This window comes from Mesorhizobium sp. PUT5 (assembly GCF_052216645.1).
GTDB lineage: Bacteria > Pseudomonadota > Alphaproteobacteria > Rhizobiales > Rhizobiaceae > Mesorhizobium.
The window spans coordinates 2979449-2998146 of the sequence record NZ_JBQOSO010000003.1; the positions used below are offsets into that span (position 1 = coordinate 2979449).

An 18698-nucleotide genomic window follows, 5' to 3' on the forward strand; every position below is an offset into this window, starting at 1 on the left:
CGCGGCGAGCACCGCGAAAATTCAGCGCACGCTCAGTATTGCAGGCGGACGCTGAGATCGAGGTGGGGCTTGTCGAGCGCGAAGCGCGCCTTGTTGAAGCCCGGTGGGCCGAACGTGATCGACGGATTGTTCGAGAAGCCGACGCCCTGCTTCGGCTTGCCGAACAGGCCGTACTCGATCGCCGCTTCGTTCTTTTCCGCGTGAAAGGCCGCAAGGGCATATTTTCCCGGCGCAACATTGGCGAAGCGGCAAAGCGCCTGGCCGTTCCTGATCGGCGCATCCGCCGCCTGCGCCTCGCGCCCGGGAACCCGGAAGCCGTCCGCGGAGGCGAACAGGCCGCAGCGCACCACGCCCTTGGCGCTGCGCACCCCGGTCACCGTCACGTTCAGCGTCTCCGCCTGCGCTGCGACCGAGGCAAGGGCGAAACCGCCTGCCACAAGCGCCAGCCATGCATTTTTCCTGCCCACCACCGCACTCTTCCTTCCGCGTTTCGGTTCGTTGCCGGTCATTTGTAGATTTCCCGTTCCTGCACGGGCGCCGGCGGCGCCTCGCCATCCAGGCCGGCGCGCTTGCGCGACGAGAACATCGCCCCCTTGGCGGTGCAGACCGGGGCAAAGGCGCGGAAGCCCGACCGGTCCGGCATGTTCACATAGACCGCCTCCATGCCGCCGCGCCGGAAATAGGCCTCGTGCCAGAAGCCTGTCGCCTTCGGATCCCGCAGGAAGCTCTGCCACCAGATTCGATGCGGCTCGCTGCGCGACCAGCGCTCGAGGCTGTCGAAGTCGCGCCAGTACTGGCGCATGCCGACATGGGCCGGAAACAGCGAATAGACGATCGCCTCATGCCCGAGCAGGCCATCGGGCCTGGCCTCGATGGCAGACGCGATCTTCGTGCGGAAGCCCAGCAGGGTCGCAAGCCCCTGGAAGGCGTTCACCCGCATGCCGAGATAAAGGACCACGAGATCGGGGTAGCCGGAAAGGTCTACCGTCTCGCGCAAAAGATGTTGCTTCACGGGCATCTCGATTGTCAGGCCGGCCCCGATCGGGCCGGTTCGGGCAGAACCATAGCCCGGACCGTCGTACCGATCATCTCCGCCGTCGCATCCGATCGTCTCAGGCGGCGCTCGAAGGCATCACGACGCACACGCGCGCATGCAGCGCGCGAGCCGTCGTCAAGCTCGCTGCTGCCTGGACTATCTGGTCGGGGAAATTTGATAAAATGGTGGGTGATGCAGGGATCGAACCTGCGACCCGCTGATTAAGAGTCAGCTGCTCTACCAACTGAGCTAATCACCCACGGGGCCGGTGAAACCCGGCATGGGCGGGCATATAGACGGCGCTTTTGGCCCTGTCCAGCCCTGCGCGGCGCATTTCCAGATATTTCGTCGGACAGGCCCCAACCTCACACGAACAGCGTGCCTTCGGCCACCTTCACCGCATGGCCGCCGACCCGCGCCGCCGCAAGGTTTCCCCCGGCAATGTCCAGTTCCAGCCGGATGCGCGAGGGGCGGCCCATTTCGAGCCCCTGCTCGATCCAGTAGCGCGCCGCGCCCTCGCGCGGCTGGTCGAAATGCATGATGGCTCCCGCAAATGCGGCCGCCGCCGAACCTGTCGCGGGGTCCTCATAGGACGGGCTGCCGGGCACGAGCATGCGCGTGTGAAAGGAATTGCCGCGGCTTTCCGTCTCGCGGCAGTAGACATAGGGGCTGGCGGGGACCGTTTCGTTCTTGCGCGGCGCAAGCTCGCTCCAGGCCGCATTGTCGAGCCGCACCCGGCCGGCCGCGTCGAGATTCGCCACCGGAATGGTGACGTAGGGCACGCCCGCCGACCAGAAGGAGACGCGGTGATTCTCGAAGCCGATCTCGTGCGGCCCCAGCCCAAGCGCCGCGCCGATCGCCTCGGCGTCGGCCGAAAGCCGCAATTGCTCCGGCAGGCGGGCCAGATCGAATTCGGCGAAGGTGGCTTCGCCGGCCGGGCGGCTGACGGCGCAGCGCACTGGCCCGATATTCTCCTCCAGCACGAGGATGCCGTCTCCGTTGCCCTCGGCGGCCCTTTCGGCCAGCGCCACGGCGGTGCCGACGGTGGGATGGCCGGCGAAGGGCATTTCGTAGTCGGGCGTGAAGATGCGCACGCGGGCGCGGTGCCTTGGGTCCTGCGGCGGCAATACGAAGGCTGATTCGGACAGGTTGAACTCGCGCGCGATGCGCTGCATGGCGGCCGTATCCAGCCCTTCGCAATCGAGCACCACGGCCAGCGCGTTGCCGGCCAGCGGCGTTTGCGTGAACACGTCGTAAATGACGTAGGTGCGGGCCCGCATGGCTGGTTTCCCTTGCTTCGTCGCCAACATGAGCGAAATTTAATTTGAAATCCCCTGCACGAAGCCTGATCTGTGCCTCGAAGGGATATCGCAGCGCTTCGACATTCGCAGCGCATCATTGGGGGCCGCCGTGGACCAGCTTGTCAAGCCGCCTGGCGCGGAATCTGAAGCCGCAGCCGGGCAGGCGCTCGATCTCGACGCGAGCGGCCTCGGCCGGCGGCGCAGCCGTGGCTGGCTTTACGCCATCCTGCTGCTCGTCGCCGCGATCGCCGGCATCGGCGCCTACCAGTGGTATGCCGCGACGCCGCCCGCCATCACCTTCACCACCGTGCCGGCCTCGCGCGCCGACCTCACCGTAGAGGTTTCCGCCACCGGTACGCTGCAGCCCCTGACCCAGGTGGACATCTCCAGCGAGCTTTCCGGCATCGTGCGCTCGGTTTCGGCAAAAGAGAATCAGGAAGTGAGCAAGGGCGACGTGCTCGCCGCGCTCGACACCTCCCGGCTCGAGGTGCAGATCGAGCGGGCCGAGGCTTCCGCCAAGGCCGCCGCCGCCAATGTCGAGACCGCGCGGGTGACGCTGGTGGAGAACGAGCAGGCGCTCGCCCGCACCGCCGAGCTGGCGCGCCGCGGCATGACCACCCAGCAGGCGCTGGACACCGCCACGGCCGCGCGCGACCGCGGCAAGGCCGCGCTGGACAGCGCCGAGGCGAGCCTTGCCATCGCCAATGCCGACCTGAAGACGCAGCAGACCGACCTTGCCAAGAGCACGATCTATGCCCCCATCGACGGCATCGTGCTCACCCGCTCGGTCGATCCCGGCCAGACGGTGGCCTCCTCGCTGCAGGCGCCGGTGCTGTTCGTCATCGCCGCCGACCTGAAGAGCATGGAGCTGAAGGCCGCGATCGACGAGGCCGACATCGGCCAGGTCAAGTCGGGCCAGCACGCCCGCTTCACCGTGGACGCTTTTCCCGAGCGGCCCTTCGACGCCGAGATCCGCGACATTTCCTATGCCTCCGTCACCACCGACGGCGTCGTGACCTACGACGCGCGGCTGGACGTCGACAATGACGAGTTGCTGCTGCGCCCGGGCATGACCGCCACCGTCTCGGTCGTCACCAAGCACGCCAAGGACGCGCTCACCGTGCCCTCCTCCGCCTTCCGCTACCGGCCTTCCGAGACCCGGCGCAACCAGGGCTTCAGCGTCCTGTCCATGTTCACCGGCTCCCGGCGCCCTCCCGGCAGCGCCGCGGAGCGCGCGCAGCCGAAGCCCACGGACGGCTCACGCCTGCTGTACGTGCTCAAGGACGGCAGGCCGAGGCCGGTGTCCGTGAAGGTCGGCGCCAGCGACGGCGAGCGCACGGAAGTGCTGTCCGGCCTTTCGGAAGGAGACCTCGTCATCACCGCCTCGCAGCAGCGGGGCTAGGAAGATGAACCCGGCCGCGCTCATAGCCTTCGACAAGGTGTGGAAGACCTATGGCCATGGCGAAGCCAGGGTGCATGCGCTTGCCGGCGTCGACCTTTCCATCGCCAAGGGCGAGTTCGTGGCCATCATGGGTCCGTCCGGCTCCGGCAAGTCGACGGCGATGAACATCATCGGCTGCCTGGACACGCCCTCTGCCGGCACCTATTCCTTCATGGGGCTGGACGCCGGGCGGCTGGACCGCAACCGCCGCGCGTTGCTGCGCAACCTGCATATCGGCTTCGTCTTCCAGGGCTACAACCTGCTGCCGCGCACGACGGCGGCCGAGAATGTCGAGCTGCCGCTGATCTATCGCGGCGCACCCGCCGCCGAGCGGCGCGAACTGGCGATGCGCGCGCTGGCCGAGGTGGGGCTGACCGGGCGCGAGCATCACACGCCGGCCGAGCTTTCCGGCGGCCAGCAACAGCGCGTGGCGATCGCGCGCGCCATCGTCACGCGCCCCACCCTTCTGGTGGCCGACGAGCCGACCGGCAATCTCGATACCGCCCGCAGCCACGAGATCATGGAACTTCTGACCTGGCTGAACGGCGAGTTCGGGCTCACCATCGTCATGGTCACGCACGAGGCCGACATCGCCGCCTACGCGCAGCGCACCATCCGCTTCCTCGACGGGCGCGTGGCCTCCGATTCGCTGAATGCGGAGGCCTTGGCATGATCTGGGAGACCGTCCGCCTCGCCCTGCGCTCGGTGCGCCGCAACGCGCTGCGCTCCTTCCTGACGCTGCTGGGCATCGTCATCGGCGTGGCCGCCGTCATCGCCATGCTCACCATCGGCTCGGGCACCACCCAGAAGGTCAAGGCCGACATCTCCAAGCTGGGGTCCAACCTGCTGGTGGTGCGCGCCGGCCGCCCGGCCGGCCCCGGCATGCAGGACTCCGTCGTGCGCCCCCTCACCGACAAGGACCTTGCGGCGCTGACCGCCCATCTCAGCGGCGCGCGCGCCATCGCGCCCGCCTCGCAGAAGCAGGTGCGCGTCATCTACGGCACCGAAAGCATCTCCAGCGGCGTCACCGGCACCGACAGCGACTTCCTCGTGGCACGCGACTGGACGCTCGCCTCCGGCCGGGCCTTCTCCGATTCGGAGACGCGCGGCGGCGCCGGCGTGTGCCTGATCGGCGAAACGGTGCGCCAGCAGTTCTTCGGCGCCGGCGACCCCGACGGCGAGATCATCCGCGTCAACCGTTCGAGCTGCAAGATCATCGGCGTGCTGGCGCCGAAGGGCTATACCGGCTTCGGCCAGGACCAGGACAATGTGGTGCTGATGCCGCTCGCCGGCTTCCAGCGCCGCATCGCAGGCAACCGCAACATCGACAACATCTACGTCGCCGCCGACGACGCCACGCCGACCTCGGAGCTGCTGCCGCGCGTGGAGGACATATTGCGCGACGCGCGGCGCGTTCCCCAGGACCGGGAGAGCGATTTCGCCATCCGCGACATGACCCAGATCGCCGACACCATGGCCAGCGCCACCGCCACCATGACCGGCATGCTGGGCGCCGTCGCCGCCGTGTCGCTGCTGGTCGGCGGCATCGGCATCATGAACATCATGCTGGTGTCGGTGACGGAGCGCACGCGCGAGATCGGCATAAGGCTGGCGATCGGCGCGCATGAGAAGCATATCCTCGTCCAGTTCCTGGTCGAGGCCACGGTGCTGTCGCTGCTGGGCGGCCTCATCGGCATCGCCATCGGCCTGTCGCTGGCCGGTGTCGCGTCGCTGACGCTGGCCATCCCCTTCGCGCCGAGCCCCGCCGTCATTCTGCTGGCCGTCGGCTTCTCGGCGCTGATCGGCATGGTGTTCGGTTTCTTCCCGGCGCTGCGCGGCGCCCGGCTCGACCCGATCGAGGCGCTGCGGCACGAATGACCCGGGCGCTTATTCCGCCCCGGAAAAATGCCACTCGATCAGCGGCTTCATATGGTCGGAAAGGCCTTCCGGCAGGTCGCCCGCGTGGCGGATGACGACCGGCCCGACGATCTCGGGGTCTTCCTCCGCCGCCACGAAGGCCGAGATGCGGCGCGCCAGTTCGTCCGCCGGGGCCGCCATGCGGTAGCGCCTGAAGACCACCGTGCCGCTTTGCGTGGACAAGACATGGTAGCGCTGCCCGCGCACCGCGGCCGAAAGGTCGAGCCCCGTCTCCTCCTGCGCCTCGCGCATCATGTTGGCGTCGACGTCGACCAGACCATCGCGGAAATCGCCCGGCTCGAAGGAGCCGGCGGCGAAATAGACCTTGCCGGCATTGACCGTATGCGGCCCCATGCGGATCGCCACCAGCGCGTTGTCGCCGGAAACCAGCACGGCATGGGCGAAGGCATGGCCGGCGCCCGGCACCTTGCGGCACCCGCGCCAGTAGAGGAAGGTGGCGTAGCGTACCGCGTGACAGAGGCCGACAAGCCGCTCGTCGCGATAGGCAAGCTCTGAAAGCAGCACGACGGTGCCGTCGAACAACGCCGGGTTGGCGGCAATCTCGCGCCGCCAATTGTCCTCGATGGCCGCGATATTGGCCGTTTCGAATGGATGCGGCGCCGCGTCCAGCCGCACGTCGACGGCATCGACCGGCAGGATGACGCCATTGGGCAGATCGATGCTCACGGAACCGCGCGCCTCATACCAGATCCAGGGTGATCGCGACCGGGCAATGGTCGGAGGCCTTCGGCCTGTCCCAGCCCGCGCGCGGGAAGCGCTCCACCTCCTGGCCAGGCGGAAAGGGCGTGCGCCAGGGCTGGCCTTTGCGCACGATGTCGGGCACGGCCGCGAGGTTGCGCGAAGCCAGCGCCGGCGACAGCAGGATGTAGTCGAGCTGGCACAGGTGGCGCTCCTGTGGCCCGCGCGTGTGATAGAGCGTCCAGCGGTCGATCTCGGGCCGCCGCTCCACCACGTTTTCGCAGAAGCCGTCGGCAAGCAGCACGTCGAGGCAGGACCGGTCTTCGTCGGCCACCTCGAAGCGGTAGCCGGAATAGGCATCGCCGTCGATCTTCACGCGCTGGCGGTAATCGTTCATGTCGCCGCAGATCGCCCAGCGCTTGGAGGCGGCGTGGTCGCGGCCGAAACGGCTTTCCACGATGCGCCGCACGGCCGACGCTTCGGCCATGCGCAGCGGCATCGTGGCCGCGCGGCCGTCGAGCCCGTTGCGCGGCGGCCCCATGGACTTGAAATGCACCAGATAAAGCGTCAGCGGCACGCCGCCGATGGTCAGGTCCACCTCCAGGCAGTCGCGGCGGAAGATGCGCTCGTTCGGCTCGTGCCCGAGGGCGGCCAGTTCCGGCGTGAACAGGCCGAACTGCTCGAAGGTGACATAGGCATGGCTGGTCATGCGCACGAACTCGATGGGCTGGCCGTGCATGGTCTCGGCCCGCATCATGACCGCCACGTCGATGCCGCGCGAATCGTTGCCGGCAGTGGTGTATTTCTGCCGGTAGCCCTCCCCGATCATCTTGAACAGATAGCCGTATTCGAACGCCTTCAGCGCCTCGATATTGTCCACCTCCTGCAGGCAGATGACATCGGCGCGGGTGGCCGCGACGGCCAGCGCCGTCAGTTGCCGCGTGTCGTCGGAATGGGAGATCGCGCGCGCCTGCTCCAGCATCCGGTATTCGGCCTCGGTGCGGATGTCGAACAGGGCCAGCGTACGGTCCTCGTTCAACTGGTTACGGAAGCCGGAGAAGTCGAACCTGTTCATCAGGTTCTCGACGTTGAAGGTGGCGAGGCGCAGCGACATGATCGCGAGCTTTGCCCGCAAGCCGGCGCAAATACAACCCCGCATGTCCCTCCCCGCCAGGCCAACGGTAGCGTGGACACGATTACGATACCAGAAGTTGACGGAACCTTCTTGTTCATCATCCGTTCATGTTGCCGACAGCATTATGCAACACCTCTCCCGGCTTCCGGGGTGCCGGGACGGCCCGCTACCCCATGGAGAGCACGATGAAACCGCTTCCTTTTTCCGTTTCCTTCAAATCCGGGCTGGCCGCGTTCGGCCTGGCGGCCACGCTGCTTGTCCCCAGCCTGGCAGAGGCGATGCCGCTGCCATCCGTCACGCCGCCTGCCGGCGCCGTCACGTCGAACATCGTTCAGGTGCGCGACAGTTGGGCCGGCGGCAATGATCGCGGCGGGATATGGCGCAATCGCGGCGGCTGGCACGGCACCGCCTGGCGCGGCGGCGGCGGCCATTGGCGGGGCGGCGGCCAGTTCCGCGGCGGCGGCGGCGAGTTCCGCGGAGGCTTCCGCCACGGTTTCCGCGGCGGCCGGTTCCGCGGCGGTGGGTTCCGCGGCGGTGGGTTCTATGGCGGCGACGACTTCGGCTGGGCGGTCCCCGGCCTGCTGTTCGGGCTCGGAATGGGTCTGCCCTATGGCGGCTATTACGGGCCTGACTATTACGGACCCGGCTACTATTACGGTCCCAGCTACTCCGTGCCGCGCCGCGTCTACCACGTGAACAGGGGCGTCGACGCCCATGAGCAATGGTGCTACGCGCGCTACCGTTCCTACCGGGCTTCGGACAACACCTTCCAGCCCAACAACGGGCCGCGCAGGCAGTGCCGCTCGCCGTACTGACGGCCCGGCAAATCCGGTTCAGGCGCTGGCCGGCAGCGCCTGACTTTTCTCAGACGAATTCGACGCCGGCCGTGGTGCGCGAACGCCAGCGCACCTGCGCGGCACGCGCGACCGGGGCTCCGTTGACCGTGAGGTCGAAGAAGGCGGGTACCGCGAGCGTGTCGCCGAACGCCAGGAGCGCGCCGTTCTCGGACTGGTTGCGCACCACGCACTCCATGGCGCCGAAGCCCTTGTTGAAGGAAAGCACCGCTCCCTTCAGCGCGCGGCGGCGCGGTTCGCGTCTGCGCTCGTCAAAAGTCGTGCCATCCGGTCCGATCGATCTGTTGGTGTCCATGCCTGCTCTCCCACCGGCCCCATGACGGCCGACAGGCGATATTCGTGCCAGCCGGCCCGTGCCGGAATGGCACAAGATGACAAAGGCCGGCGGATCGCTCCGCCGGCCTCGCAGGAATTTCCCGGATAATCCGAAGCTCCTCAGTTCTTGGCCTTGTCGACCAGCTTGTTCTTGGAGATCCACGGCATCATGCCGCGCAGCCTCTCGCCGACCTGCTCGATCGGATGCTCGTCGGCAAGGCGACGGGTGGCCTTGAAGCGGGCCGCGCCCGAACGGTATTCCTGCATCCAGTCGGAGGTGAACTTGCCGGTCTGGATGTCCTTCAGCACACGCTTCATCTCGGCCTTGGTCTCGGCGGTGATGATGCGCGGGCCGGAGACATATTCGCCCCACTCGGCGGTATTCGAGATCGAATAGTTCATGTTGGCGATGCCGCCCTCGTAGATCAGGTCGACGATCAGTTTCACCTCGTGCAGGCACTCGAAATAGGCCATTTCCGGCGCGTAGCCGGCTTCCACCAGCGTCTCGAAGCCGGCCCGGATCAGCTCGACCAGGCCGCCGCACAGCACCACCTGCTCGCCGAACAGGTCGGTCTCGCACTCTTCGCGGAAATTCGTCTCGATGATGCCTGAACGGCCGCCGCCGACGCCGCAGGCATAGGAGAGCGCCAGGTCGAGCGCATTGCCCGAAGCGTCCTGATGCACGGCAACCAGGCACGGCACGCCGCCGCCCTTCTGATATTCGCCGCGCACCGTGTGGCCGGGGCCCTTCGGCGCGATCATGACGACGTCGACCGTCGCCTTCGGCTCGATCAGGCCGAAATGCACGTTGAGGCCATGGGCGAAGGCGATCGCGGCGCCATCCCGGATGTGGGGGGCTATTTCATTGCGATAGATGTCGGCCTGCAATTCGTCCGGGGTGGCCATCATCATCAGGTCGGCCCACTTGGCGGCTTCGGCCACGCTCATGACCTTGAGCCCGTCGGCCTCGACCTTCTTTGCGGTCGGCGAGCCGGCCTTGAGGCCGATGGCGATTTCCTTGGCGCCCGAATCCTTGAGGTTCAGCGCATGGGCGCGGCCCTGGCTGCCATAGCCGATGACGGCGACCTTCTTGCCCTTGATGAGATTGAGATCGGCGTCGCGATCGTAATAGACACGCATTGTGTGGTTCCTTCCTGGTTTGAAGTTGGATTCGATATCAGTGCGAGGTGCCGTAGAGAGCGAGAAACTGTTGCGTGGCACGAGCGGCGTCGCCGGCGATCGCCGCCTCGGTCAGGCCCGGCCAATCGCCGAGCAGAAGGCGTATCTGCACGTCGCGGCCGACCAGCCCGAAGAAGGTGCGGAACGCCGTTTCCGAATCCTCGAAGGCCAGATGGCCGCGCCTCTTGCCGGCTTCCAGCAGCGGCTTCAGCCGCCCGGCCAGCGCAAAGCGCCCGTTCTCGAGCACGATGGCGCCCAGATTGCCCCTGGCCGACGCCGTGTGGCTGACGGCCACCCGGTTGAGCGCTATGGAGGTGTCGCTGGAGATCACCTGGAGCCAGTCGCGGGCGAAGCCTTCCAGGCTTTCGGTGAGCGACACCAGGTCGAGATTGCCGGCGTCGACCGGCATGACGCGGACCTTCGAAGCCTGCCAGCGCACGGCCGCGGTCAGCAGCCCCTCGCGGTCGCCGAACCATTTGTAGAGGGTTTCCTTGGAGCAACTGGCGCGCCGCGCCACCGCCGCCATGGTCAGGTCCCCCTCTTCCACCAGAAGCCGCAGCACAGCGTCCAGCACGTCGCGCTGGCGCGGCGTCAGGTTTTCGGCGGTGTCTCTTTCCGGCTGCAACATCACGTCCTGGCCGCGATCCATCTCTTTGTTCGAGCGTCGGATTTTTCGAAGGCCGGCGTCCATTTTCGCTCCGATGCCCGATCCCGCCCCGGCACCGCATGAATGCCGTACCGTACGTTACGGTTCGGTTATGGCGCAAACGCGGCCGCCTTGCAAGCGGGGAATGCGGGCGCAAAAGCGCGGCCGGGCGCACGCATGCCCGCCCCTGCGGCCGGCGCAGCTACCGGCAAGACGACATGGCAGGAAGACTCAGATCGCCACCTGCGTGCCGATCTCCACGACGCGGCCGGTGGGTATCTGGAAATATTCCGTCGCATCGGCCGCGGTGCGCGCCAGGGCGATGAACAGCCGGTCCTGCCACACCGGCATGCCCGAATTGGGCGATGCCTTGAGCGAGCGGCGCGACAGGAAGAACGAGGTCGTCATGATGTCGAACTTCCAGCCCTGCTTTCGGCAGATGGCCAGCGCGCGCGGGATATTCGGCTGCTCCATGAAGCCGAAGGTCAGCTTGACGCGCATGAACAGCTCGTTGACCGTCTCCAGCTTCACCCGCTCGCTGTCGGGCACCACGGGCTGCGGCGCCGTCACCACGGACAGGATCACGTTCTGCTCGTGCAGAACCTTGTAGTGCTTGAGGCTGTGCATGAGCGCCGTCGGTGCGCTGAACGGATCGCTGGTCAGGAACACGGCTGTTCCCGACACGATCTGCGGCTTCTTCTTCAGCAGGTTCGCGGCCAGGAAGTCGAGCGGGATCTCGTTGCGCCGGGTCTTTTCGAAGAGGTAGCGGCTGCCGCGGATCCACGTCCACATGATCAGCCCCATGATGCTGGCGACGGTAAGCGAAACCCAGCCGCCTTCCATGACCTTGACCACGTTGGCCATGAAGAAGCCGCTGTCGATGACGCCGAACACGACGGCGAGCGCGAGCGCGCCGGCGAGCTTCCAGTTCCACAGCCAGCGCATCACCACGAACAGCAGCACGGTCGTCATCAGCATCTCGCCCGTCACCGAAATGCCGTAGGCCGAGGCCAGCGCGCTGGAACTGCCGAAGCCCACCACCAGGAGCATGACGCCCAGCGCCACGATCAGGTTGACGCGCGGCATGTAGATCTGACCCGACTGCGCCCCGGACGTGTGGCGAACCTCGATGCGCGGCAGAAGGTTGAGCTGCACGGCCTGCCGCGTCAGCGAGAAAGCGCCCGAAATGACGGCCTGGCTGGCGATGACGGTCGCGGCCGTGGCCAGCAGCACCATCGGCAGCAGCGCCCATTCCGGCAGCATCTGGAAGAAGGGGTTGTGCGGCTTGCCGCCATTGGCCAGCACGAAGGCCCCCTGCCCGAAATAGCACAGCAGCAGGCAGGGAAACACGATGGAGAACCAGGCGAGCACGATCGGCCGGCGGCCGAAATGGCCCATGTCGACATAAAGCGCCTCGGCGCCGGTGACGGCCAGGAACACCGCGCCGACCGTGACGAACGCGCCCGTCGGCGTGGTCGCCAGATAATAGACCGCATAGTAGGGATTGACCGCCAACAGCACGGACGGGTCGTCGAGCAGATGCGACAGGCCGGCGGCGCCGAGCGACAGGAACCATACCGCCATGACCGGGCCGAACACGACCGCGACCCGCCCCGAGCCGAATCGCTGGACCGCGAACAGTACCGCCAGGATGACCAGCGTGATCGGCACGACATAGGGATTGAAGGCGGGCGTGACCACCTCCAGACCTTCGACCGCCGACAGCACCGAGATCGCCGGCGTGATGATGGAATCGCCGAAGAACAGCGAGGCGCCGCACAGGCCGATGCCCAGGATGATGCGCGAGCCCTTGGGATAGGCGCTGCGGGCCAACGCCATCAGCGACAGCGTGCCGCCCTCGCCATTGTTGTCGGCACGCAGCACGAATGCCACGTATTTGATGGTGACGATGATGGTCAGCGCCCACACGATCAGTGACAGCACGCCAAGCACGTCGGAGCGCGAGACGGCTTCGCCGGATGCATGCAGCGCCTCGCGGAAGGCGTAGATCGGGCTCGTGCCGATATCGCCGTAGACCACGCCCAGCGCACCCAGCATCAGCACCTTGGTGCTGTGCGTCTCGACCTCCGGCTGAGCGGCCTGCTCGGCCTGTTCCGCCTCGCTGCCGTTGTTGGCAAGGGCCATCGGCGACACTCCGTTAAGCGCGCGGTGCTCTACGCTTGCTGCAATGCGATATCAAGTGTCCGCAACGGGGACAATCCGCTCACCAGCCACATGCCTTGAGGAACCGTTCCACGGTCCGTGCCATTCCATGCTCCATCGCGTCCGCCGTCAGCCCATGCCCGATCGAGACTTCCGCCAGCGCCGGGATGCGGCGGACCAGCGGCGGCAGATTGTCCACCACCAGATCGTGGCCGGCATTGACCGCCAGCCCTGCCGCCAGCGCGGCATCGGCCGTTTTCCCGAGCCTTTCCAATTCGTTGCCCGCCTTTTCGGAATCGGAGTGGCAAGCACCGTAGGGACCGGTGTAAAGCTCGATCCGGTCGGCGCCGATGTCGCGAGCGATGGTCACGGTGTCCGGATCGGGGTCGGCGAACAGCGACACGCGAAAGCCCCCTTTTTTCAGCCGCTTGACAATCGGCACGAGGAACGCCGCCTGCGCGGCAAAGTTCCAGCCGTGATCGGAGGTCGCCTGGGAAGGATCGTCCGGAACCAGCGTGACCTGCTCCGGCTGGTGCCTTTCCACAAGCTGGAGAAACTCCTCGCTCGGATAGCCTTCGATGTTGAACTCGGCCTGCGGGAACTCGTCGTCGACCAGCGCCCGGATCCCGGACAGGTCGGAGCGGCGAATATGGCGCTCGTCCGGGCGCGGGTGCACCGTCAGCCCGTGCGCGCCGGCCGCAAGCGCGATCCTGCCGAGCCCGATCACGCTCGGCCAGGGCAGGTCGCGCCGGTTGCGCAGCATGGCGATGGCGTTGAGGTTCACGGACAGCTTGGCGGGCATGGGGCGGGCTCCGATGCGTTTGTCTGGGCCTCTATAGCGTCTTTGCGCGGAACAGACAGCGCCTTTGCGGTGTTCCACACAAGCGACCCCACAGGCGACCCCACAAGCGACCCCGCAAGCGCCAGGAAAAAGCGCAGGAGAGATGCCATGAACTATCTGGAGGAAGTGCCTGCCGTGCGACGCATCGACACCGACCGCCCCGACCTGTTCGCCGTGGACATCGTCGGACATGTCACGGCGGCGGATGCGGAGAACCTGCTGGGGCTGTTGCGCGCGGCCTGCGCGCTGCACGCCAGCATGGACGCGCTGGTCAGGCTGACCGACCATGACGGCGTCGACTGGGCCGACATCCCGAAGGAGACGATCGAGCAGGGCAAGGCCGAAGCCGTCGGCCACATCGGCCGCTGCGCCGCGGTCGGCGAGCCGGACTGGACGCCGGCCTTGCAAGGGTTCTTCGCCCCTGCCCTGCCCGTCGAGTTGCGTCATTTCGCAACAGGCGACGAGGCCGAGGCCTGGCGCTGGCTGGACGCGCAACCGCTTGAGGGGTGACGGCCCGGCCTACCGCACCACCGTCAGCCGCTCGGCGGCGCGGGTGATCGCCGTGTAGAGCCAGCGCTGGCGCGTGTCCTTGAAGGCAAAGCTCTCGTCGAACAGCACCACGTCGTTCCACTGCGAGCCCTGCGCCTTGTGCACGGTCAGCGCGTAGCCATAGTCGAAATCGTCGAACCGCTTCTTCTGCTGCCAGGGGATCTCGGCCTCCGAATCCTCGAATGCGGCCTTGAGCAGCTTTATCTTGGCCACGCCGCGGTCGGGGTCGTCCTCCTCGGGCGACACGAGCAGGTTGATGCCGGGCTTCACCGTCTCGCGCGACGAGGTCATCACCTTCCACAGCGAGCCGTTGAGCAATCCCTTCGCAGGGTCGTTGCGAAGGCACACCAGCTTGTCGCCGGCCTGCGGATAGGCGGCGGTGAAGCCCTTCAGCTCGCGCAGCCGGTGGTTGTAGCGGCGGCGCGTGCGGTTGGTGCCGACCAGCACCTGATCGGCCGAAAGCACGAGGTCCTGCGTCACCTCCTCGCGCCCGATCACGCGCGCCGCGCCAAAGTCGCCGCGCATGAACTCGCGCCCCTCGCGCACGTCCAGCGCCAGCCGGATGATGGGATTGTCGCGCGCCTGCCGGTGGATTTCGGTGAGCAGGTAGTCCGGCTCGTGCTCGGTGAAGAAGCCGCCGCCGGAGATCGGCGGCAACTGCCCCGGATCGCCCAGCACCAGGATCGGCGTGCCGAAGCTCAGCAAATCGCGGCCGAGCTGCTCGTCCACCATGGAGCATTCGTCGATGACCACGAGCGCCGCCTTGGCGATGGGGCTCTGCCGGTTCAGCGAGAAGGTGGGCGACATGGAGGTCTTGCCGGTCGTCTCGTCCTCCACCTGCTCCTCGCCGCGCGGGCGGTAGATCAGCGAATGGATGGTGCGGGAATTGACCGCGCCCTTGGAGCGCAGCACCTGGGCGGCCTTGCCGGTGAAGGCGGCGAACTGCACCTGCCCGTCGACATGCTCGGCGAAATAGCGCGCCAGCGTGGTCTTGCCGGTTCCGGCATAGCCGAACAGGCGGAACACCTGCGGGCGCCCTTCCTTCAGCCAGCGCCCGACCGCCTTCAGCGCCTCATCCTGTTGCGGAGAGAATTCCATGGCACCGTGAGACAGGATTCGCACCCGAAATGCAACATGGGAGCCTCATTGCCAAGCGAGGTCGGTATGTCCGAAATCGTCGCCCTTGTAGATCAGTATGCCGCCCGCGCGCTTGGCCATCGCGTAGGAGAAGCAATCTCCGAGATTCAAATTGGCGGGATGGCGCGAAACCTTTCCATATTGCTCGAAAGCCGCAAGCGCGGCGATATGGAGATCGGCATCGACAGGCACAACCCGAATTCCCGCCCTGCCCAGAAAGTCATGCACGATCATGAGCATGGGGGCTACCGCTGCCTTGCGGATACGGCAAAGGGCTGTAACTGTTTCGAAGACGACAATCGGCGACGTGACATTGGAAGAACAGCTCTGAACGCGGTTGGCCATTTCTTCGCCATCAGGCTCAGGCGCGAGGATCGCCACCAATGTAGAGCTATCCACCATGCCCATCGGTCGGCCCCTCATTGTAAAGGCTGTCGTAGAACGCCTTGTCAGCAACGTGACCAGTCAACGGATAAGAGGCGACCGTTTTGCGCAAATCCGCTGTCCGTTCCCATAGGGATTCCTTGACGCGCTCCCTTGCAACGGCAGCTTCGAGAGCTTCCCTGACCGCTTCGGTAAGACTGATCCCCCGCCGGCCTGCAAGCTCCCGCGCCAGTTCGTCCGCTTTTTCGTCTCTAACGTGCAATATCATATCAACACAACTTCCAGCTGTCAACACAGACGGAGATTTGTACTGAAATATAGAACACAAGGCGAACATCCGGTCAAGACCCGCGTCGAGCCTTTCAAGCGCTCTACCTCAGGCCCAGGCGCCTCTGTTCATCGATCCTTGGACCACCCGGCCTCTGCCGACACTGGCGCACGCAGCGCCTCCGCGTCTTTCAGCCGCCTTCCGACACCAGTTCCGCGAAACGGGCGAGATCGACATTGCCGCCGCTGATGATGACGCCGACGCGCTTGCCGGCGAGGTCGCCGGCGATCTGGCGGGCCCCGGCGATGGACAGGCATCCGGTCGGCTCGACCACGATCTTCATGCGCTCGGCGTAGAACCGCATCGCCTTCACCAGTTCGGCGTCCGAAACGGCCAGTATGTCGCGCACGTCGCGCTTGACGATGCCGAAGGTCAGCTCGCCCAATGCCGGCGTCTGGGCGCCGTCGGCGATGGTCCGCGGCGTGGCGATCGTCACGATGCTTCCCTTGGCGAACGACTGCCTGCCGTCGTCGCCGGCTTCCGGCTCGACGCCGTAGACCTCGCAGCGCGGCGAGAGCGCCTTGGCTGCCAATGCGCTGCCGGCCAGCAGGCCGCCGCCGCCCAGGCACACGAACAGGGCATCCAGTTCTCCGGCCTCTTCGAACAATTCCTTGGCCGCGGTTCCCTGCCCGGCGATGATGTCGGCATGGTCGAAGGGCGGTATGAGTGTGGCGCCAGTCTCCCGCTGGAGCCGGCTGCCTATGTCGTCCCGGCCCTCGCTGTAGCGGTCGTAGAGCACGACCTTGCCGCCATATCCCTTCGTCGCCGCCAGCTTCGCGGCGGGCGCGTCCTGCGGCATGATGATGGTGGCGGCGATGCCGAGCAGCTTCGCCGAAAGGGCGATCGCCTGCGCATGGTTGCCGGACGAGAACGTCAGCACGCCGGCCTTCTTCTGCTCGGGCGAGAAGCGCGACAGCGCGTTGAATGCGCCGCGGAACTTGAAGGCGCCCATGCGCTGGAAATTCTCGGCCTTGAAGAAGACCTTCGCGCCCAGTTGCGCGTCGAGCGTTGCCGAGGTGAGCACCGGGGTCCGGTGCGCATGTCCTTCGATGCGGCCGGCGGCGGCAATGACGTCGTCATAGGTCGGGAGAGCTTGCACGAAAGCGGCCTTTCTTGTTGGCGATGGCGTCGTGGAGGATGAAAATCATGCGCCGCGCTGCGGATCGTTCTCCAGCAGGATCGGCTTGCCGTGCGGCGTGGCATGGGCGGCACGCCGCCAGGCGGCGGCGAGGTGGTCGACGTCCCGCCGCGGCGCGACGCCCTTGGCGGCGAGCAGTTTTTCCAGCGCCCGCAGCCAGTGGTCGTAATAGTCGCTGCCGTCCTGCGCCGCGCCGGGCGCCTTCACTTCGGCCGAAAGCGCCTGCGCCCACTCGCTCCAGGAAAACAGGCCCTTTTCGTGCAGGGCCACCGTCAGCGCGAAGGCTTCGGCCTGCCACGGCGCAGCGAACACCGGCGCGTCCATGCCGGGCGGCAGCGGGCGGCCCTCGCGCTCCGCGTCATGCCGGCTCAAGATAGCTCTCCCAGGCATCGATGCTGACGGTGAGCGTCGGATCGGCCCCCTCGCCCCAGATCTCGCGGCCGTCGAACAGGACCGTATACACCCATTGCGGGTTTTCGCCGCTGCCATGGGCGTTCGTGTCGGGAAAGACGAAGCCTTCCCGAACCGCGTCGATCACCCCTTTCTTCCCCCGCGCATAGCGCGGCAGCCGGGTGTGGCCGACGGGGTGAAAATTCTTCGTGCGCACGCGCTGCCCGATCTCGAACCGCGCCGGAGCGGCCACCGGCCGGTCGCAGGGGCCGCCCCTGGCCAGCACGGCGGCGACGTCGGCGGCTTTCAGCACCCTTTTGGGCGTCGCCGCCGGGTCGACGGCCCCGCCGGCGGCAAGATCGGCGTCGCTGACGAAGCCGTGGCGCTTCAGCAGCATTTCCAGCGCCTTGATCCAGATCTCGTAATAGCTGGAGGAATAATAGTCCGCCGGGTGCAGAGATTCGCGCGCATGCCGGCTCTCATCGATGTTCCAGGCACCGAAGGCGCCGGTGGCGAGCGTGACGCCGAGGGCCCGCTTTTCCCATTCGGCATGGAAGACCGGCTCGTCCCTTTCCGGGGCGACCGCGCCAAAACCCATCTGCCCGCCCAGATCCTGCGGCCCGTTCATGCCGGCACCCTCGCCAGCGCCGTGCCGATCATGGAATCGCGACTCACCAGCCCGGCAAGCCGCTCCTCGTTCCAGCCTTCGGTGCCGGCCGGGCGCATGGGCACCACCAGATAGCGCAGCTCGGCCGTCGAATCCCAGACCCTGATCTTCGTTTCCGCCGGCAAGGCCATGCCGAACTCCTCCAGCACGCCGCGCGGATCAATCACCGCCCGGCTGCGATAGGGCGGCGCCTTGTACCATACCGGCGGCAGGCCGAGCACAGACCACGGGTAGCAGGAGCACAGCGTGCACACGACCATGTTGTGCTGGTCCGGCGTGTTGAACACCGCCTGCATGTGCTCGCCCTGCCGCCCGGTGAAGCCGAGCGAGGCGATCGCGGCGGTCGCGTCCCGCCTCAGCCAGTCGGCGAAGGCGGCGTCGGTCCAGGCCCTGGCCACCACCCTGGCTCCGTTGCGCGGCCCGACCTTGGTCTCGTAGGTGTCGACGATCGCATCCAGGGCGGCCGGATCGATCAGCCCCTTCTGCGTCAGAATGGTTTCCAGCGCCCGCACCCGCGCGGCCATCGGGTCCAGTTCGTTGTCGTGATGATGGTCGTGGTCATGATCGTGCGCCATGAC

General features: G+C 66.7%; 22 protein-coding genes and 1 tRNA gene. 5 read left to right on the forward strand and 18 right to left on the reverse strand.

The features are described from left to right. Window positions 1–32: 32 nt before the first annotated feature. The 4 genes from ACTDI4_RS16015 to ACTDI4_RS16030 form a co-directional block, all read right to left on the reverse strand. Window positions 33–509: a DUF2141 domain-containing protein gene (locus ACTDI4_RS16015; RefSeq protein ID WP_442842083.1), complete on the reverse strand. Its 477-nt coding sequence runs from the start codon at window positions 507–509 to the stop codon at window positions 33–35. Further along, the gene (locus ACTDI4_RS16020; RefSeq protein ID WP_442842084.1) at window positions 506–1012 is read right to left on the reverse strand and encodes a monooxygenase family protein; all 507 of its coding nucleotides are present in this window, start codon (window positions 1010–1012) and stop codon (window positions 506–508) included. The genes ACTDI4_RS16015 and ACTDI4_RS16020 overlap by 4 nt, the downstream gene beginning before the upstream one ends. Before the next feature lie 207 nt (window positions 1013–1219). Then, window positions 1220–1295: transfer RNA gene (locus ACTDI4_RS16025), tRNA-Lys, on the reverse strand. A gap of 106 nt (window positions 1296–1401) precedes the next feature. Continuing rightward, window positions 1402–2316 carry a PhzF family phenazine biosynthesis protein gene (locus tag ACTDI4_RS16030; RefSeq protein WP_442842085.1) on the reverse strand — a complete coding sequence of 305 codons (915 nt, stop codon included), beginning with the start codon at window positions 2314–2316 and terminating at the stop codon, window positions 1402–1404. A 130-nt stretch (window positions 2317–2446) separates the two neighbouring features. On the opposite strand from ACTDI4_RS16030, the gene ACTDI4_RS16035 reads away from it, so the two are divergent. The 3 genes from ACTDI4_RS16035 to ACTDI4_RS16045 are packed head-to-tail and all read left to right on the forward strand — an operon-like array spanning window position 2447 to window position 5656. Further along, window positions 2447–3739, forward strand: a complete 1293-nt coding sequence (locus tag ACTDI4_RS16035) for an efflux RND transporter periplasmic adaptor subunit (protein WP_442842086.1) — start codon at window positions 2447–2449, stop codon at window positions 3737–3739. A 4-nt stretch (window positions 3740–3743) separates the two neighbouring features. Next, window positions 3744–4451, forward strand: coding sequence for an ABC transporter ATP-binding protein (locus ACTDI4_RS16040; RefSeq protein ID WP_442842087.1), 708 nt, complete (start codon window positions 3744–3746; stop codon window positions 4449–4451). Continuing rightward, entirely contained in the window at window positions 4448–5656 is a 1209-nt protein-coding gene (locus ACTDI4_RS16045) for an ABC transporter permease (protein ID WP_442842088.1), read from the forward strand. Before ACTDI4_RS16040 ends, ACTDI4_RS16045 begins: the two co-directional genes overlap by 4 nt. A 9-nt stretch (window positions 5657–5665) precedes the next feature. Here ACTDI4_RS16045 and ACTDI4_RS16050 read toward each other — a convergent pair whose 3' ends face one another. Next, window positions 5666–6382, reverse strand: a complete 717-nt coding sequence (locus ACTDI4_RS16050) for a hypothetical protein (RefSeq protein WP_442842089.1) — start codon at window positions 6380–6382, stop codon at window positions 5666–5668. A gap of 13 nt (window positions 6383–6395) precedes the next feature. Beyond that, window positions 6396–7508 (reverse strand): endonuclease/exonuclease/phosphatase family protein, encoded by a 1113-nt coding sequence (locus tag ACTDI4_RS16055; RefSeq protein ID WP_442842090.1) that lies wholly within the window; start codon window positions 7506–7508, stop codon window positions 6396–6398. Between the two features lie 206 nt (window positions 7509–7714). Between ACTDI4_RS16055 and ACTDI4_RS16060 the strand changes: the two genes are divergently transcribed. Continuing rightward, window positions 7715–8344, forward strand: a complete 630-nt coding sequence (locus ACTDI4_RS16060) for a BA14K family protein (RefSeq protein ID WP_442842091.1) — start codon at window positions 7715–7717, stop codon at window positions 8342–8344. A gap of 49 nt (window positions 8345–8393) precedes the next feature. Here the strand turns inward: ACTDI4_RS16060 and ACTDI4_RS16065 are convergent, their stop codons facing one another. From ACTDI4_RS16065 to ACTDI4_RS16085, 5 genes are all read right to left on the reverse strand, one after another. After that, the gene (locus tag ACTDI4_RS16065; protein WP_442842092.1) at window positions 8394–8678 is read right to left on the reverse strand and encodes a PilZ domain-containing protein; all 285 of its coding nucleotides are present in this window, start codon (window positions 8676–8678) and stop codon (window positions 8394–8396) included. 140 nt (window positions 8679–8818) lie between these two features. Next, window positions 8819–9838, reverse strand: coding sequence for a ketol-acid reductoisomerase (gene ilvC, locus ACTDI4_RS16070; RefSeq protein WP_442842093.1), 1020 nt, complete (start codon window positions 9836–9838; stop codon window positions 8819–8821). 37 nt (window positions 9839–9875) lie between these two features. Further along, on the reverse strand, window positions 9876–10526 hold the full coding sequence (locus ACTDI4_RS16075) for a TetR/AcrR family transcriptional regulator (RefSeq protein ID WP_442842094.1): 651 nt from the start codon (window positions 10524–10526) through the stop codon (window positions 9876–9878). 228 nt (window positions 10527–10754) lie between these two features. Further along, window positions 10755–12668 carry a potassium transporter Kup gene (locus ACTDI4_RS16080; RefSeq protein ID WP_442842095.1) on the reverse strand — a complete coding sequence of 638 codons (1914 nt, stop codon included), beginning with the start codon at window positions 12666–12668 and terminating at the stop codon, window positions 10755–10757. Between the two features lie 79 nt (window positions 12669–12747). Next, complete coding sequence (locus ACTDI4_RS16085; RefSeq protein WP_442842096.1) at window positions 12748–13488, reverse strand: pyridoxine 5'-phosphate synthase; 741 nt, start codon at window positions 13486–13488, stop codon at window positions 12748–12750. Window positions 13489–13635: 147 nt separating this feature from the next. On the opposite strand from ACTDI4_RS16085, the gene ACTDI4_RS16090 reads away from it, so the two are divergent. Further along, window positions 13636–14037, forward strand: a complete 402-nt coding sequence (locus ACTDI4_RS16090; RefSeq protein WP_442842097.1) for an STAS/SEC14 domain-containing protein — start codon at window positions 13636–13638, stop codon at window positions 14035–14037. A gap of 9 nt (window positions 14038–14046) precedes the next feature. On the opposite strand, the gene ACTDI4_RS16095 is transcribed toward ACTDI4_RS16090, so the two are convergent. The 7 genes from ACTDI4_RS16095 to nthA all read right to left on the reverse strand — a co-directional run bounded on the left by ACTDI4_RS16095 (window position 14047) and on the right by nthA (window position 18695). Continuing rightward, the gene (locus ACTDI4_RS16095; protein ID WP_442842098.1) at window positions 14047–15174 is read right to left on the reverse strand and encodes an ATP-dependent DNA helicase; all 1128 of its coding nucleotides are present in this window, start codon (window positions 15172–15174) and stop codon (window positions 14047–14049) included. A gap of 45 nt (window positions 15175–15219) precedes the next feature. Next, window positions 15220–15621 carry a type II toxin-antitoxin system VapC family toxin gene (locus ACTDI4_RS16100; RefSeq protein WP_442842099.1) on the reverse strand — a complete coding sequence of 134 codons (402 nt, stop codon included), beginning with the start codon at window positions 15619–15621 and terminating at the stop codon, window positions 15220–15222. Further along, window positions 15605–15865 carry a type II toxin-antitoxin system VapB family antitoxin gene (locus tag ACTDI4_RS16105; RefSeq protein WP_442842100.1) on the reverse strand — a complete coding sequence of 87 codons (261 nt, stop codon included), beginning with the start codon at window positions 15863–15865 and terminating at the stop codon, window positions 15605–15607. The genes ACTDI4_RS16100 and ACTDI4_RS16105 overlap by 17 nt, the downstream gene beginning before the upstream one ends. Window positions 15866–16055: 190 nt before the next feature. Then, window positions 16056–17024: a threo-3-hydroxy-L-aspartate ammonia-lyase gene (locus ACTDI4_RS16110; protein WP_442842101.1), complete on the reverse strand. Its 969-nt coding sequence runs from the start codon at window positions 17022–17024 to the stop codon at window positions 16056–16058. Window positions 17025–17069: 45 nt separating this feature from the next. Next, window positions 17070–17435: a nitrile hydratase accessory protein gene (locus tag ACTDI4_RS16115; RefSeq protein ID WP_442842102.1), complete on the reverse strand. Its 366-nt coding sequence runs from the start codon at window positions 17433–17435 to the stop codon at window positions 17070–17072. After that, entirely contained in the window at window positions 17422–18081 is a 660-nt protein-coding gene (gene nthB, locus ACTDI4_RS16120) for a nitrile hydratase subunit beta (protein WP_442842103.1), read from the reverse strand. The genes ACTDI4_RS16115 and nthB overlap by 14 nt, the downstream gene beginning before the upstream one ends. Then, complete coding sequence (nthA, locus tag ACTDI4_RS16125) at window positions 18078–18695, reverse strand: nitrile hydratase subunit alpha (RefSeq protein WP_442842104.1); 618 nt, start codon at window positions 18693–18695, stop codon at window positions 18078–18080. Before nthA ends, nthB begins: the two co-directional genes overlap by 4 nt. Window positions 18696–18698: the final 3 nt, after the last annotated feature.

Excerpts from the sequence above, each read along its gene's own strand:
- ACTDI4_RS16075 (WP_442842094.1), bottom strand. The coding sequence starts at position 10,526 with ATGGATCGCGGCCAGGACGTGATGTTGCAGCCGGAAAGAGACACCGCC.
- ACTDI4_RS16090 (WP_442842097.1), top strand. The coding sequence starts at position 13,636 with ATGAACTATCTGGAGGAAGTGCCTGCCGTGCGACGCATCGACACCGAC.
- nthA (WP_442842104.1), bottom strand. The coding sequence starts at position 18,695 with ATGGCGCACGATCATGACCACGACCATCATCACGACAACGAACTGGAC.
- ACTDI4_RS16060 (WP_442842091.1), top strand. The coding sequence starts at position 7,715 with ATGAAACCGCTTCCTTTTTCCGTTTCCTTCAAATCCGGGCTGGCCGCG.
- ACTDI4_RS16055 (WP_442842090.1), bottom strand. The coding sequence starts at position 7,508 with ATGTCGCTGCGCCTCGCCACCTTCAACGTCGAGAACCTGATGAACAGG.
- nthB (WP_442842103.1), bottom strand. The coding sequence starts at position 18,081 with ATGAACGGGCCGCAGGATCTGGGCGGGCAGATGGGTTTTGGCGCGGTC.
- ACTDI4_RS16100 (WP_442842099.1), bottom strand. The coding sequence starts at position 15,621 with ATGGGCATGGTGGATAGCTCTACATTGGTGGCGATCCTCGCGCCTGAG.
- ACTDI4_RS16065 (WP_442842092.1), bottom strand. The coding sequence starts at position 8,678 with ATGGACACCAACAGATCGATCGGACCGGATGGCACGACTTTTGACGAG.
- ACTDI4_RS16085 (WP_442842096.1), bottom strand. The coding sequence starts at position 13,488 with ATGCCCGCCAAGCTGTCCGTGAACCTCAACGCCATCGCCATGCTGCGC.
- ACTDI4_RS16015 (WP_442842083.1), bottom strand. The coding sequence starts at position 509 with ATGACCGGCAACGAACCGAAACGCGGAAGGAAGAGTGCGGTGGTGGGC.
- ACTDI4_RS16045 (WP_442842088.1), top strand. The coding sequence starts at position 4,448 with ATGATCTGGGAGACCGTCCGCCTCGCCCTGCGCTCGGTGCGCCGCAAC.
- ACTDI4_RS16095 (WP_442842098.1), bottom strand. The coding sequence starts at position 15,174 with ATGGAATTCTCTCCGCAACAGGATGAGGCGCTGAAGGCGGTCGGGCGC.
- ACTDI4_RS16080 (WP_442842095.1), bottom strand. The coding sequence starts at position 12,668 with ATGGCCCTTGCCAACAACGGCAGCGAGGCGGAACAGGCCGAGCAGGCC.
- ACTDI4_RS16030 (WP_442842085.1), bottom strand. The coding sequence starts at position 2,316 with ATGCGGGCCCGCACCTACGTCATTTACGACGTGTTCACGCAAACGCCG.
- ACTDI4_RS16040 (WP_442842087.1), top strand. The coding sequence starts at position 3,744 with ATGAACCCGGCCGCGCTCATAGCCTTCGACAAGGTGTGGAAGACCTAT.
- ilvC (WP_442842093.1), bottom strand. The coding sequence starts at position 9,838 with ATGCGTGTCTATTACGATCGCGACGCCGATCTCAATCTCATCAAGGGC.
- ACTDI4_RS16105 (WP_442842100.1), bottom strand. The coding sequence starts at position 15,865 with ATGATATTGCACGTTAGAGACGAAAAAGCGGACGAACTGGCGCGGGAG.